General features: G+C 65.9%; 11 protein-coding genes. 9 read left to right on the forward strand and 2 right to left on the reverse strand.

The features are described 5' to 3' along the window. The first annotated feature begins 4 nt into the window (after nucleotides 1-4). From HGB51_RS13155 to HGB51_RS13165, 3 genes are all read left to right on the forward strand, one after another. On the forward strand, nucleotides 5-973 hold the full coding sequence (locus HGB51_RS13155; RefSeq protein ID WP_070209351.1) for a DUF1684 domain-containing protein: 969 nt from the start codon (nucleotides 5-7) through the stop codon (nucleotides 971-973). A 136-nt stretch (nucleotides 974-1,109) separates the two neighbouring features. Further along, complete coding sequence (locus tag HGB51_RS13160; protein ID WP_070209345.1) at nucleotides 1,110-1,469, forward strand: glycine zipper 2TM domain-containing protein; 360 nt, start codon at nucleotides 1,110-1,112, stop codon at nucleotides 1,467-1,469. A gap of 212 nt (nucleotides 1,470-1,681) precedes the next feature. Continuing rightward, on the forward strand, nucleotides 1,682-3,565 hold the full coding sequence (locus HGB51_RS13165; protein WP_171966859.1) for a metallophosphoesterase family protein: 1,884 nt from the start codon (nucleotides 1,682-1,684) through the stop codon (nucleotides 3,563-3,565). Here the strand turns inward: HGB51_RS13165 and fabR are convergent. Further along, complete coding sequence (fabR, locus tag HGB51_RS13170) at nucleotides 3,562-4,227, reverse strand: HTH-type transcriptional repressor FabR (protein ID WP_070209347.1); 666 nt, start codon at nucleotides 4,225-4,227, stop codon at nucleotides 3,562-3,564. The two genes, HGB51_RS13165 and fabR, sit on opposite strands and share 4 nt — an antisense overlap. A 94-nt stretch (nucleotides 4,228-4,321) precedes the next feature. On the opposite strand from fabR, the gene HGB51_RS13175 reads away from it, so the two are divergent. The 3 genes from HGB51_RS13175 to HGB51_RS13185 all read left to right on the forward strand — a co-directional run bounded on the left by HGB51_RS13175 (nucleotide 4,322) and on the right by HGB51_RS13185 (nucleotide 8,560). Further along, complete coding sequence (locus tag HGB51_RS13175; RefSeq protein ID WP_070209348.1) at nucleotides 4,322-5,395, forward strand: ferredoxin reductase; 1,074 nt, start codon at nucleotides 4,322-4,324, stop codon at nucleotides 5,393-5,395. Between the two features lie 2 nt (nucleotides 5,396-5,397). Beyond that, the gene (locus HGB51_RS13180) at nucleotides 5,398-6,519 is read left to right on the forward strand and encodes a fatty acid desaturase family protein (protein ID WP_070209349.1); all 1,122 of its coding nucleotides are present in this window, start codon (nucleotides 5,398-5,400) and stop codon (nucleotides 6,517-6,519) included. Between the two features lie 67 nt (nucleotides 6,520-6,586). After that, the gene (locus HGB51_RS13185) at nucleotides 6,587-8,560 is read left to right on the forward strand and encodes an oleate hydratase (protein ID WP_070209350.1); all 1,974 of its coding nucleotides are present in this window, start codon (nucleotides 6,587-6,589) and stop codon (nucleotides 8,558-8,560) included. A gap of 31 nt (nucleotides 8,561-8,591) precedes the next feature. Here HGB51_RS13185 and HGB51_RS13190 read toward each other — a convergent pair whose 3' ends face one another. Beyond that, nucleotides 8,592-9,719 carry a metallophosphoesterase gene (locus tag HGB51_RS13190; protein WP_171966860.1) on the reverse strand — a complete coding sequence of 376 codons (1,128 nt, stop codon included), beginning with the start codon at nucleotides 9,717-9,719 and terminating at the stop codon, nucleotides 8,592-8,594. 208 nt (nucleotides 9,720-9,927) lie between these two features. Between HGB51_RS13190 and HGB51_RS13195 the strand changes: the two genes are divergently transcribed. From HGB51_RS13195 to HGB51_RS13205, 3 genes are all read left to right on the forward strand, one after another. Beyond that, complete coding sequence (locus HGB51_RS13195) at nucleotides 9,928-10,911, forward strand: cation diffusion facilitator family transporter (RefSeq protein WP_070208930.1); 984 nt, start codon at nucleotides 9,928-9,930, stop codon at nucleotides 10,909-10,911. 57 nt (nucleotides 10,912-10,968) lie between these two features. Further along, nucleotides 10,969-11,718, forward strand: a complete 750-nt coding sequence (gene gpmA / locus HGB51_RS13200; protein WP_070208931.1) for a 2,3-diphosphoglycerate-dependent phosphoglycerate mutase — start codon at nucleotides 10,969-10,971, stop codon at nucleotides 11,716-11,718. Between the two features lie 119 nt (nucleotides 11,719-11,837). After that, nucleotides 11,838-13,934, forward strand: coding sequence for a M13 family metallopeptidase (locus tag HGB51_RS13205; protein WP_070208932.1), 2,097 nt, complete (start codon nucleotides 11,838-11,840; stop codon nucleotides 13,932-13,934). Nucleotides 13,935-13,958: the final 24 nt, after the last annotated feature.

Raw genomic sequence — 13,958 nt, forward strand, 5'->3', positions numbered from 1 at the left:
CGACATGAAGACGCACGCACGTGCCTGTTTGTTCGTGGTGAGCCTGTTCGCAACGGCCTGCAGCCAGCAGGACAGGGTGGCAGTCGTTACGCCTGCCGTTGCGCCGGTGGCGGAGGCGTTCCAGCGCGAGCACGCCGCGTGGGTACGCGAGCGTGCCGCCGACCTGGGCAAGCCCGATGGCTGGATCAGCCTGATCGGGCTGCACTGGATCGAACCTGGCGCGCACAGTGTGGGCGGCGGCGAGGAGAATGCCATCCATCTGGCGATAGCGCCGGATCGGCTGGGCCAGGTGGAGCAGCGCGCCGACGGCCTGTACTTCCAACCCACCGAGGGCGTGCCGATCACCGCCGATGGCACGCCGCTGCACGGCGAGGTGAAGTTGACGCCGGAAGGTGCGGGCGGAGGGACCAGGCTGGAGTATGACGGGGGCAAGGGCCAGATCACCGCGATCAAGCGTGTCCAGCGGCTGGCGCTGCGGGTGCGCCATGCGGACGCGCCGGCACGCCTGGCGTTCCATGATCTGGACTTCTTCCCGGCCGACCCCGACTGGCGGGTACAGGCGCACTTCGTGCCGCATCCGGCCGGCAGGACGCTGCCCATCGCGAGCGTGATCGGCACGGTGACCGATACGCCCAATCCCGGCTATGTGACGTTCGAGAAGGAAGGGCGTGAGTGGCGGCTGGAAGCGCTGGGGGATCCGGCCAAGGGCTTGAACCTGATGTTCCAGGACCAGACCACCGGCCGACTGACCTACGGCGTAGGGCGCTACCTTCACACCGATCCGGTCGCGGCGGACGGCACGGTCGTCGTGGACTTCAATCGCGCCTACAACCCACCCTGCGCGTATACCGATTACGCAACCTGCCCGCTGCCGCCGCCGGAGAACCGCCTCGCCTGGCAGGACGGCAACGGCCAGCGCGAACGGCTGGCGGTGCTTGCCGGCGAGAAGAAGTACGCGTTGGCAAAACACTGAGCGGTACGCTGCGCCCCGGCTACCGGCTGCTGCCTGAACGACTCAAGCCACGTTGACGCGGTATCGACGGGATTTCACGGGAGGTTGTCAGCCGCGCGCCGACACTGGCGCTACGTCGTGAAACGAGGAGACACCCATGAATCTCTCAACCCGGAACATGCTGTGTGCAGCCGCCCTGATGGCCTCGGTATTCAGCGCCAGCGCCCAGACCTACGGGCCGAAGGACGAAGGGCGCCGTTTCAATGACGGCACCAAGGTGGTCTGCAAGAACGTCGAGGTACAGCGCAACAGCAAGGATCCGAACCGCATTGCCGGTACCGCTACCGGTGCGGTGGTCGGTGGCCTGCTCGGCAATCAGGTCGGCGGCGGTAGTGGCAAGAAGATTGCTACGGTCGCGGGTGCGGTTGCCGGTGGTGCTGCCGGTCGCCAGATCCAGGGCAACTCGCAGAGCAAAAATGGCGACCGCGTAGTCGAGCGCCAGTGCTATCGCCGCTGATTCAGGCGTCGCTACAACCAGGTAAGTAAAAAGGGCTGGCCTCGCGCCAGCCCTTTTCACATCTGTTGAATGTTCGCAGGCTCAGCATCGAGCGTGATCGGGGGATCACCAGCGGGGGCAATGCTTCAGACTGCGATGAGTGCGGTCGGTGTTCCGGCTGTCCGATGGACGGCGGGTAACCGGCAGGCGTGGCTTGTCGCCGGGAGAAGACCGTGGCAAGCCTCTGTTCCCGGGTGCTTCGTGCACTCGTATTGGGCTGCGTGGGTGCTGTTTCGATCAATGTTGCATGCGCGCAGGGTGCAGGGGCCGCCGAGGGCCCCGGGGTGCTGTACAACGGGTGCTCCCGCACCGACACGCAGTCGTATGCGGGCTACATACAGCCCGGCTGGGCATCAGCACCCCGTACGGGTCAGTTCGTGGTGGCATCCGACCCGCAGTACCCGCGAACGCTGCTGAATTCCGGCGCCGAAGGGGAGGATAAAGCGCTCTCGTCGCAGCGTCTAAGCGCGGTTTTCGATGACATTGCGGCTTTCAGGAAGACAGCGGCCGGTTATGTTCCGTTGTTGATCAACGGCGACCTGACCGAGTTCGGGCATGGCTCGGAGCGCGGAGCTACCCAGTTCCTGTTTCGGCGGCTGGCCGGCACGGCCAGGGGGCCCCTGATGTTCCCCGGCCTGGGCAACCACGACTACCGGAACAACGTTGACGACTGCGCCAACAACGGTTGCGCACGCGACAGCATCTGCGACCTGATCTGGTGGTATTCGGAGATCCATCCGACCGCGCTGCAGCCGGCCTCCATGGATCACTACGCGTCCGAGGATCTGCATCGCGGCAGCTTCGGGTACTCCATCACCTATGGGCCGTTGCACTTCATCCAGCTCAACGACGAACCGAACTATCGGAAGGAGTTCGGGTCCGACATCATCATTCCGTTCGACAAGGTCAAGTTCTCGATCGTGCCTTCGCTGCGCTGGCTGCAGGCCGACCTGCGCGAAGCGCGTCGCAAGGGCCTGATCATCTTCGTCAGCCTCCACAAGCGCGTGGACTGGAATGGAAGCCTGGTGTTCAAGGAGCTGATCGAGTCTTACGGCGTCAGTGCGGTCTTTGCCGGGCACGAGCACGCTCAGCTTGGTGCCTATCCCACACCCGCCTTCTTCGGCAACATACCGGTGTTCCAGAGTGGTGCGCTGGCGTATCGCAGCTATCTGACGGTCAGCTACAACGCCGATGCGGGTACGGGAACGGTCTTCAAGGTGCCCCCGGGGCGGTCGCACACGCAGAAGGAGCGGGTCCAGGACATACCGCTGAAGGCGGGGACACAGCTTCCTGCGCCGATCATCTTCGACGATGCGCTGACGTTCTTCGAAGGCAACAGCGCGACCGAAAAGGCGATCTGCGATGTTCCGCTTGGTCCGCAGCAGTTCAACATGGGCGGCACGCACGGGTGCCCGAACGACGAGGCCCGGTCGCTGATGATCATGCAGGCCAGCAAGGGCACCGTGATCCACCTGTACGGCAACTGGAACTACAACGGCGACCAGGGCTATGCGGCGATCACGGTCACCGACGACATTGTCCAGCCCACGCTGGTGGGATCGTTCAATCGCGACTACAACGGTACGCAGTGGAACATCCGCAAATACGGGCCGGATACGCTGGATGGAAAGATATCGAGCGTCAGGATCAGTCGGCTCAACTACGACAATGGATACGTCACGCTGTACGAGGGGCACAACCAGACCCAGAATGTAGTGTGCACGGAATCGGTCGCGTACAACCGCTCATACAACATGGGTGGGAAATGCGCCAACGACGAAGCAAAGTCGGCGATCTTCCACTATGTGAAGCGGGGCGTCGAGGTGTGCTATTACGGCGACTGGAACAACGAGACAGGGCAGGGGTATACGTGTATTGCCACGTTTCGGGATTTGGACGAGATCCGAATAGATTCGTTCGATACTGCCGTCGATGTGCCGAACAGTTACTGGGTCTTTCGCGGGAGCAGCAAGATCGACGGCAAGATATCAAGCACCAGGGTGCACTACCTTGGATGGGGCAAGGAGGACGGGTCCGAAGAGCAGGTGTCGGACTAACGCGTCGGCGGATACTCGGCAATCGTGCGCGCCCCGGTGATGATCATGCGCAGCATCTGCGCGGTCTGTTCGATCATCTCCGGGTCGCGCTCGGGCGGCTGGTCCAGCGCGGTTCCGCCCATCGCGAACACCAGCCGGGTGATCGCCTTGGCCACCAGGTGCGGCTCATGCAGCCGCGCGCCGTTGTCGGCATGCGCCAGGCGGATCAGGTCCACGCACAGCTCTTCTTCGAAGTAGTTCAGTTCGCGCTCCACCGCCTGCTTGAACGCGTCCGAGCCGGCGCTGCCTTCGCGCAGCAGCACGTGCAGCAGGCGGTCGTCGGCGCGCAGCTGCTCGAAGAAGGTTTCCACCGACAGGCGGATCACGCTCCGGTCGGATGATGCCGCGCGCTGCCGCGACTCACCAATGATGGTGCGCAGCGAACGGCCGGCCAGGTCGATCAGCGCCACGGTCAGCTCGTCCATGTCGCGGAACTGGCGGTAGAACGAGTTCGGCGCGATCCCCGCTTCGCGGGCCACCTCGCGCAGGCTCAAGGTCGAGACGCTGCGGTGCGGGCCGATCAGCGCCAACGCGGCGGCCAGCAGGTCCTCGCGGGAAATCGAGGCTTTGCGGGCCGGCAGGGCGTCGTCGTGGACGGTCAGGTGCGAATCGGGCGGGGTCATCCAGGGGCCAGACGGTCAAGTCCCTGAATCATAGCCGGTCCGGGCAATATACAAGTGTATACACAGCTGTATGCTCGCCCGTATAGTGGGCCCCATGAGCGCTCTCCCTCGTCCCGCCGCCCGCCGTTCGTCCCTCTCACCTCGTCACTGGGTGTCTGAAGAGCTGTTCGACTTCTGGGCCGGTCGCGTGAATCCCCTCTGGACCCAGCGCCGCGCGCGGGCCCAGCTGGTGGCCCGCCACGCGGCTAGCGCCGATGCGGTCACCTTGGTGCTGCGCCCGAACCGGCATTTCCGCGGCGTGGCGCCCGGCCAGCACGTCACCCTGGGCGTGGAGGTGGACGGCCGCCGGCTGAGCCGCAGCTACAGCCCGACGGTGCTGGATGACGGCAACCTGGCGATCACGGTCAAGGCCGTGGCCGGCGGCAAGGTCAGCCAGCACCTGGCGCAGCACGCACAGCTGGGCGAGGTGTTCGAGCTGGGCGAGGCGTTCGGCGAGATGACCCTGCCTGCAGCGCCTTCCGCACGCCTGCTGTTGCTGGCCGCTGGCAGCGGCATCACCCCGATGCGCGCGCTGCTGCGCCAGCTGGACAGCGCAGGCATGCCGGTACAGGTCGACCTGGTGTACTGGGCGCAGCAGCGCGATGCCCTGTGCTTTGCCGAGGAACTCGCGGAACTCGCCGCGCGCCACCCCGGCTTCCGCGTGCACCTGGCGCTGACCCGCGACCCGGCGGCCCCGGCCGCGCGGGTGGGCGACTACGATTTCAGCGCGCTGGGCGATCTGTCCGGCGCGCACGTGATGGCTTGCGGCCCGGGTGGGTTCGTCGACGCCGCACAGGCCCGCCTGCACGGCCAGGTGGCCACGCTGCAGTCGGAAGCCTTCACCCCGCCGGTGCTGCCGGATGTGGAAACCGGCACGGTACGGGTGGAACTGCGCCGCAGCGGCCGCACCCTGGAACTGCCGCGCGGAACGTCCCTGCTGCAGGCGCTGGAAGCCGAAGGGCTGCGCCCGGCCAGTGGCTGCCGCATGGGCATCTGCAATACCTGCGTGTGCGGCAAGGCCAGTGGCGTGACCCGCCACACCCTGACCGGCGAGTACGCGGCCGAACCGGCCACGCAAGTGAAGCTGTGCGTGAACAGCGCCAGCACCGACCTGATCCTGGAGCTCTGAGCATGCCTGCCGTGCAGAACCGCGTGTTGTCCGCCGCCGAACTCGATGCGTTCGGCTCTGAACTCGACGCCTTGCGCGCGCGCCACCTGGAAACGCTGGGTGCCGCCGACGCGCGCTACATCCGCCGCGTGGTGGCCGGCGTGCGCTGGACCGGCGTGGCCGGCCGTGCGCTGCTGTTCCTGGGTGCGTTCGTGCACAGCGTGCTGATTCCCGCGTGGATCGCCGGCGTCGTGCTGCTGGCGCTGTCCAAGATCCTGGAAAACATGGAGCTGGCGCACAACGTCATCCATGGCCAGTACGACTGGATGGGCGACCCGCAGCTGCAGGGCAGCACCTACGAATGGGACATCGTCGGCACCGCCGACAACTGGCGCAAGACCCACAACTTCCGCCACCACACCTACACCAACGTGCGTGGGCTCGACGACGACATCGGCTACGGCCTGCTGCGGATCTTCCCCGAGCAGCGCTGGCGCCCGTTCTACCTGGCCCAGCCGGTGGTGGCGGTGGTGTTCGCGCTGCTGTTCGAATGGGGCATCGCCATACAGGATCTGCGCCTGGGCCGCTGGTTCGCCGGCAAGATCACCTTCCGCCAGCTGCTGGCGCAGGCGCGTCCGGTGGGCCGCAAGATGGGCACGCAGATGTTCAAGGACTACCTGCTGTTCCCGGCGCTGGCCGGCCCGTTCTTCCTGCCGGTGCTGCTGGGCAACGTGGTCGCCAACCTGATCCGCAACGTGTGGACCTACGTGGTGATCTTCTGCGGGCATTTCACCGCCGACGCGGAAACCTTCCCGAAGGAATGCGTGCGCGACGAGCGCCGTGGCCACTGGTACCTGCGCCAGCTGCGCGGCTCCTCGAACATCGCCGGTGGCAAGGTGATGAACCTGATGACCGGCAACCTGAGCCACCAGATCGAACATCATTTCTTCCCGGACGTGCCAGCCAACCGCTATGCGGCCATTGCCGTGGACGTGCGCGAGATCTGCACGCGCTACGGCCAGCATTACAACACCGGGTCGCTGCCGAAGCAGTTCGGCCAGGTGGTCTGGCGCATCCTGCGCCACGCGTTCCCGAGCCGCCCGGCGCGGGTACGCCCGCTGGTGGCGGCTGAACAAGGCGCCTGACCCGCCCAATAAAACCGTCACAGGCACGGGGGTACTCTGCAGATCCATCCATCGAAGGACTGGTGACATGGCTGTAGAGAAGAAGGACGCGCCGCGCGCCGCGGCGTCCGAACACGAGCCCGATGCCACCGCCGGGTACTGGTGCAACCGCCCGGAAAACACGCTGCCGCCACCCGACATGATGGGCGCTTACATGCGCAATCGTCCTGTGGCGCCGAAGGATGTGGCCACGCGCAAGGCGTGGATCATCGGTACCGGCATCGCCGGGCTGGCCGCAGCCTTCTACCTGATCCGCGACGGCGGAATGCCGGCTGCAAACATCACCCTGATCGACAGCCTGGACATCGAAGGCGGTTCGCTCGACGGGGCCGGGAATCCTGAACAGGGCTACATCATCCGCGGCGGTCGCGAGATGAACTGGAACTACGACAACTTCTGGGACATGTTCCAGGACGTGCCGGCGCTGGAACTTCCCGAAGGTTACAGCGTGCTCGACGAGTACCGGGCCGTGAATGACCACGATCCGAACTACTCCAAGGCCCGGCTGATGCACCAGCAGGGAAAGATCCAGGATTTCTCCACTTTCGGCCTGAACAAGGCGCAGCAGTGGGAGCTGGTCAAGCTGCTGCTCAAACGCAAGGAAGACCTCGACGATGTGACCATTGAGGACTACTTCAGCGAAGGCTTCCTGAAGAGCAATTTCTGGTTCTTCTGGCGTTCCATGTTCGCCTTCGAAAACTGGCAGAGCCTGCTGGAGATGAAGCTGTACATGCATCGCTTCCTGGATGCGATCGACGGCTTCAACGACATGTCCACGCTGGTGTTCCCCAAGTACAACCAGTACGAAAGTTTCGTCAAGCCGTTGGTGGACATGCTGCGGAAGCAGGGCGTGCAGGTGAAGTTCGGCACCCGCGTGAATGACCTGGAGATGCGGGTGGACGGGGAATCACGCACCGTCACCGCGCTTCGCTGCCGCGTCAGGGGTGAAGACACGCAGATTGCAGTAGGCGAGGGCGACCTGGTGTTCGCGCTCACAGGGTCCATCACCGAGGGCACGGCTTACGGTGACATGGATACCGTGCCGGTGCTGGAGCGCGGGCCGTCCACGCCGGGCGAAGACAGCGACTGGACCCTCTGGCGCAACCTGGCCGCGCAATCCCCGGTGTTTGGCAAACCGGAGAAGTTCTACAGCGATGTCGATGGCTCGATGTGGGAGTCGGCCACGCTGACCTGCCGTCCATCGCCGCTCACCGACAAGATCACCGAGTTGTCGGTCAACGATCCCTATTCCGGCCGCACCGCAACCGGCGGGGTCATTACCTTCACCGACTCGAACTCGGTGCTCAGCTTCACCGTCAACCGCCAGCCGCACTTCATCGGCCAGCCCGGCGACGTGCTGGTGGTCTGGGTCTACGCGCTGCTGATGGACCAGGACGGCAACCACGTGGCCAAGCCGATGCCGGCCTGTACCGGCCGGGAGATCCTGGCCGAGCTGTGTCATCACCTGGGCATCGTGGACCAGCTGGATGCGATTGCGGCCCAGACCAAGGTGCGCACCGCGCTGATGCCCTACATCACCGCGCAGTTCATGCCGCGTGCGGCCGGCGACCGCCCGCACGTGGTGCCGCAGGGCTGCACCAACCTGGGCCTGCTGGGCCAGTTCGTGGAAACGCGCAACGACGTGGTGTTCACTATGGAAAGCTCGGTACGCACCGCGCGCGTGGCGGTGTACACGCTGCTGGGCCTGCCCAAGCAGGTGCCGGACCTCAGTCCGACCCAGTACGACATTCGCAACCTGATCAAGGCCGCCCGCGCGATCAACAACAACGAACCGTTCCCCGGCGAGCGTCTGCTGCACAGGCTGTTGGGCAGGTCCTACTTCGCGCACATCCTGCCGCCGTTGCCGGACAACGAACGCGGCCCGGGCGCGATGCTGGAAGACGAGGCGTCGTGGCTGGTCGGCAAGGGCGGCGATGCGCTCAAGGATCTGCACGCACGCCTGGAACGGGTGCGCGAGACGCTGTCAAAGCGCGGAAGGTGATGCGTTGCGCTGACCGGCCCGTGCGGGCCGGTCAGTCGTCCAGGCCCATCGTCCCTTCGGCCAGCGGCACCCGCGAGCCGTCCAGCAGGCCGCGCGTCACCTTGCCGTCTTCGATGAACAGCAGCTCGCCGTTCTCGCCCTTCTTGATGCTGCTGTCGATGGCGATGATGCGCCCGTCGTGGAAGCTGCTGACGTGGGGCATCGAGGTGTGGCCGACCACGATGCGCTTGAGCTCCAGCTGCTTGAGCAGCGCATCGACCTGGGCGGTGTCCATGCGGCCGTCGAAGTAACCCCGGTACCAGATCGGACTGGTCTTGCCGTCGAACAGGCGGGCGGTATCCGGTGCGGCTTTCACCTGATCCTTGGGCAGGCCGACCGAGGCCTGGTACAGCGTGTTGGTGGCCTCCAGGTTGCGCACCAGGTCCAGGTTCTCCGGCGCGATGCCGCCGTGCAGGAACAGGGTGTCGCCGATCTGCAGCAGCACCGGGCGGGTGCGCAGCCACTGGCCGATCACCGAGTCGGCGCCGTACAGGGCCGGGTAGCTGCGGCCCAGCAGCTGCGCGCTCTTGAGGTATTTTGGATTGACGTAGCGCAGGTCGTCGTAGAGCACCATGGTTTCATGGTTGCCCAGCACGAAGTGCACCGCGCCGCCAGCGGCCGCCGCCTGCTGCTGCAGGCTGTACAGCAGCCAGAACGCTTCGGTCACCTGCGGACCACGGTCGAATACGTCGCCGGCAATCACCAGGGTGGCGTTGCCCAGCGACCAGCGGTCGTCGCTGTCGATCACATGGTGGGCGCGCAACAGCTTCACCAGCAGGCCGTACTGGCCATGGATGTCGGACAGCGCGACGATGCGCGGCGTGGCGGGGTAGCGGGCGCTCGTTGCCTGCTTCGGCCCTGACACGGTCAGCGGATGCGGATAGCCGCATTCGGGCAGCACCACGGTGCTGTCACCGCGCGCCGGCAGGTCGCGCTGGAACACGTGGTCATTGCAGACCCACTGCGCCTGGTGGCCCTTGGCGGTGGTGAATACATACGGGCCGTCGGCGTCCACGTGTTCTGCGGGGGCGGCAACCTCGCGGGCGCTGCCCAGCAGCGGCATCAGGAGCAGGCCGGCCAGCAGGAAGCGGGCGGCGGTGGAGCAGGCGTGGAGCGGCATCGAGACGTTTCCGAAAGGTGGCGGCTGCATGCCGCGTTCCCGATGCTACCCGGCGTAGGCGTCGGAGGACATGCCCGATCGGCCACCAAGGCATGCCGTTCGCGGCGACTGGGTGCATGGCCTTCGCAAATGCAATGTTATAAACCCCGTAATAGTCTCCCCGGCGCGGTCCACGTAGGCTTTGCCGCATTGCACAGGAGCCACTGCGATGGGCCACGACCACGATCACCTGCCAAGCCAGATCCGCCACGAGAAACCCCTGTGGTGGGCGCTGGGCCTCACCTGCACGTTCCTGGTGGTCGAGGTCGTTGGCGCGTTCTGGACCAACAGCCTGGCGCTGCTGTCCGACGCCGCGCACATGGCCACCGATACGCTGGCGCTGATGATCGCGCTGGTGGCGGTGCGGCTGAGCCGTCGCCCGCCGGACGCGCGCCGCACCTACGGCTATGCGCGGCTGGAAGCACTGGGCGCGATGATCAACGGCGGCATGCTGTTCGTGGTAGCCGCCTACATCCTGTGGGAAGCGGTGGCGCGGTTCCGCGAGCCGCAGGAGATCGCCTCCACCGGCATGCTGGTGATCGCCGCATTCGGGCTGCTGATCAACCTGATCTCGATGCGCCTGCTGCGTGCCGGCAGCGGCGAGAGCCTCAACGTGAAGGGCGCCTACCTGGAAGTGTGGGCCGACATGCTCGGTTCGGTGGCGGTCATCATCGGTGCGCTGCTGATCCGCTGGACCGGCTGGAAGCCGATCGACCCGATCCTGGCGGTGCTGATCGGCCTGTGGGTGCTGCCGCGCACCTGGGTGCTGATGCGCGAGGCAATCAACGTGCTGCTGGAAGGCGTGCCCAAGGGCATCCAGGTCGACGCGGTGCGCGCGCGGCTGTGTGCGCACGAGGGCGTGCTCGACGTGCACGACCTGCACGTATGGGCGCTGGCCTCCAGCACGCCGGCGCTGACCGCGCACGTGGTGATGGCAGAGGGCGTGGATGCAGACGGGCTGCGCCGCCGGCTGGGCAGCGCGCTGCACGAGGAGTTCGGGATCGACCACGTGACCCTCCAGATCGAAGCGGACCATTGCGGCGATGACTGCGGTGACGGTACGCCGGCGGGCAAGGCCGGGCATGCCGGACACGACCACGATCACGACCATGGCGCCGACGCGCAGGGCCACCACGGTCATCCGCACGCCTGAGCGGGGGAACGCCGCTACAATGGCAGCCTGCCTTGCCACCCACTCGGAGAAATCGCAGTGACCCGGAAACTCGTACTGTTGCGCCACGGCCAGAGCCAGTGGAACCTGGACAACCGCTTCACCGGTTGGGTGGACGTGGAACTCACCGAGCAGGGCCGCCGCGAAGCCGCTGCCGCCGGCCGTCTGATGCGCGAAGAAGGGCTGCAGTTCGACGTAGCGCACACCTCGGTGCTCAAGCGCGCGATCCACACGCTGCACGGCGCGCTGGCTGAACTGGACCAGGACTGGCTGCCGGTGAGCAAGAGCTGGCGCCTGAACGAGCGCCACTACGGTGGCCTGCAGGGCCTGGACAAGGCCGAAACCGCAGCCAAGCACGGCGAGGACCAGGTCAAGATCTGGCGCCGTTCGTACGACATTCCGCCGCCGGCGATGGACCGCGAAGACCCGGGCCACCCGATCCACGACCGTCGCTATGCGGGCCTGGACCGCAACGCGCTGCCGGGTACCGAGTCGCTGGCGACCACGCTGGAACGCGTGCTGCCGTACTGGTTCGACGCCATCGCGCCGCAGCTGAAGGACGGCAAGACGGTGCTGGTCACCGCGCACGGCAACTCGCTGCGCGCGCTGTACAAGTACCTCAACAACGTCTCGCAGGAAGCCATCCTGGAATTGAACATTCCCACCGGCATCCCGCTGCTGTTCGAACTCAACGACGACCTCACCGTGCAGTCGTTCCGTTACCTGGGCGATCCGGAAGCGGCGCGCAAGGCGGCTGAAGCCGTGGCGAACCAGGGCAAGGCGCGGTAACCCGGCCGCCGGGGGGAACCGCCTGTGACCTTTGGCCGGTTCCCCCACACCCCTCCCGCGCTACGCTGCGTGATTGCCCGTCTACCGGGCAATGCATCCACCCGTAGCCGGAGAGTCGAATGAAGTTGTCCCACCTGGCCCCGCTGGGCCTGACCCTTGCCATTGCCGCCTCGCTGGCCGCGTGTGGCAAGACCGAGACCGCTCCGGCGGCCACCACTGCCGATGCCAAGCCGGCCTTCGACCTGTCGCAGATCAAGACCCCGCTGATCTCGCTCAACAGCGCCGACCTCGACCCGGCCATTGCCGCGTGTACGGACCTCAACGGGTTCGTCAACAGCAAGTGGCTCAAGGCCAACCCGGTGCCGAACGACCAGACCACCTGGGGCAGCTTCGAAATCCTGCGCGAGCGCTCGCTGGAAGTGCAGCACGCGCTGGTCCAGCAGGCCGCCGCCAGCCAGGCCAAGGCCGGCTCGGTGGAAGCCAAGATCGGCGACATCTGGAAGACCGGCTCGGACGAAGCCAAGATCGAAGCCGCCGGCATCGCACCGCTGCAGCCGCAGCTGGACAAGATCGCCGCACTGAACGACACCGCCGCCATCACCCAGTACCTGCGCGACAGCCAGGCACAGGGCCAGGGCGTGCTGTTCTCGCTGTTCGCCAACGCCGACTACAAGGACTCGGCGAATGTGATCGCCTACGTCGGCCAGGGCGGCCTCGGCCTGCCGGAGAAGGGTTACTACTTCGACGAATCGCAGGCCAAGATCCGCGACGCCTATGTGGCCTACATCGCGCAGGCGCTAACCCTGTCCGGCGTCGACGCCGCGCAGGCCAAGACCGACGCCCAGGCCGTGATGGACTTCGAAACCCGCCTGGCCAAGGCCTCGCTGTCGCGCATCGAACTGCGTGACCCGGCCAAGCGCTACAACCCGCTCAGCGCCGCCGACGCCGACAAGCTCACCCCGAACTTCAGCTGGACCGCGCTGTTCGACACCCTGAAGATTCCGGCCGCGCAGAAGTTCTCGCTGGCCCAGCCGGCCTTCTTCACCGAAGTCGACAAGATGCTGACCGACGTGCCGGCCTCCACGTGGCAGGCCTACCTGCGCTTCCACACCGTCGATGACGCCGCGCCGTACCTGAGCAGCGCCTTCGAAAAGGCCAACTTCGACTTCTACGGCACCACCCTGCGTGGCCAGAAGGAAATGCAGCCGCGCTGGAAGCGCGTGCTGGAATCGGTCAACACCTCCATCGGCGAAGGGCTCGGCCAGCTGTACGTCGACGCCGTGTTCCCGGCCGAATCCAAGGAGCAGATGCAGCATCTGGTGGAAAACCTCTCGGTGGCGCTGAAGGCGCGCCTGGAGAAGCTGGAATGGATGGGCGAGGACACCCGCAAGAAGGCGCTGGAGAAGTGGGCCAGCTTCACTCCGAAGATCGGTTACCCGGACAAGTGGCGCGACTGGTCGGGCTTTGAGACCAACGCTGACAGCTACCTGGGCAACATGCAGGCCGCGCGTGCGTTCAACTACCGCTACATGCTGGACAAGGTCGGCAAGCCGGTCGACAAGACCGAGTGGGGCATGACCCCGCAGACCGTCAATGCCTACTACAACGCGACCAAGAACGAGATCGTGTTCCCGGCTGCGATCCTGCAGGCACCGTTCTTCGACGCCAAGGCCGACCCGGCATTGAACTACGGCGGCATCGGCGCGGTGATCGGCCACGAAATGATGCACGGCTACGACGACTCGGGCAGCCAGTTCGCCGCCAACGGCAACTTCGACAACTGGTGGACCGATAGCGACCGCAAGGCCTTCACCGGCCGTACCGACCAGCTGGTCGCGCAGTTCGACGGTTACGAGTCGCTCCCGGGCGTGAACGTGAAGGGCAAGCTGACCCTGGGCGAGAACATCGGCGACCTCGGCGGCCTGACCGTGGCCTACGACGCGCTGCAGATGGCGCTGAAGGAAAACCCGAAGGCCAACGTCGAGGTCGACGGCCACAGCCAGGACCAGCGCTTCTTCATGAACTGGGCCACCGTGTGGCGTCGCAACTTCACCGACGGTGAGCTGCGCGTGCGCCTGAACACCGACCCGCACGCCCCGGCGAACTTCCGCGCCAACGGTGCACCGTCGAACATGCCGGCCTTCGCGCAGGCGTTCGAGTGCAAGAGCGGCGATGCGATGGTGCGCGCCGACGACAAGCGCGTGGTGATCTGGTAACAGCAAAGAGGCCCGGCAATGCCG

This window comes from Stenotrophomonas bentonitica (assembly GCF_013185915.1).
Lineage (GTDB): Bacteria > Pseudomonadota > Gammaproteobacteria > Xanthomonadales > Xanthomonadaceae > Stenotrophomonas > Stenotrophomonas bentonitica.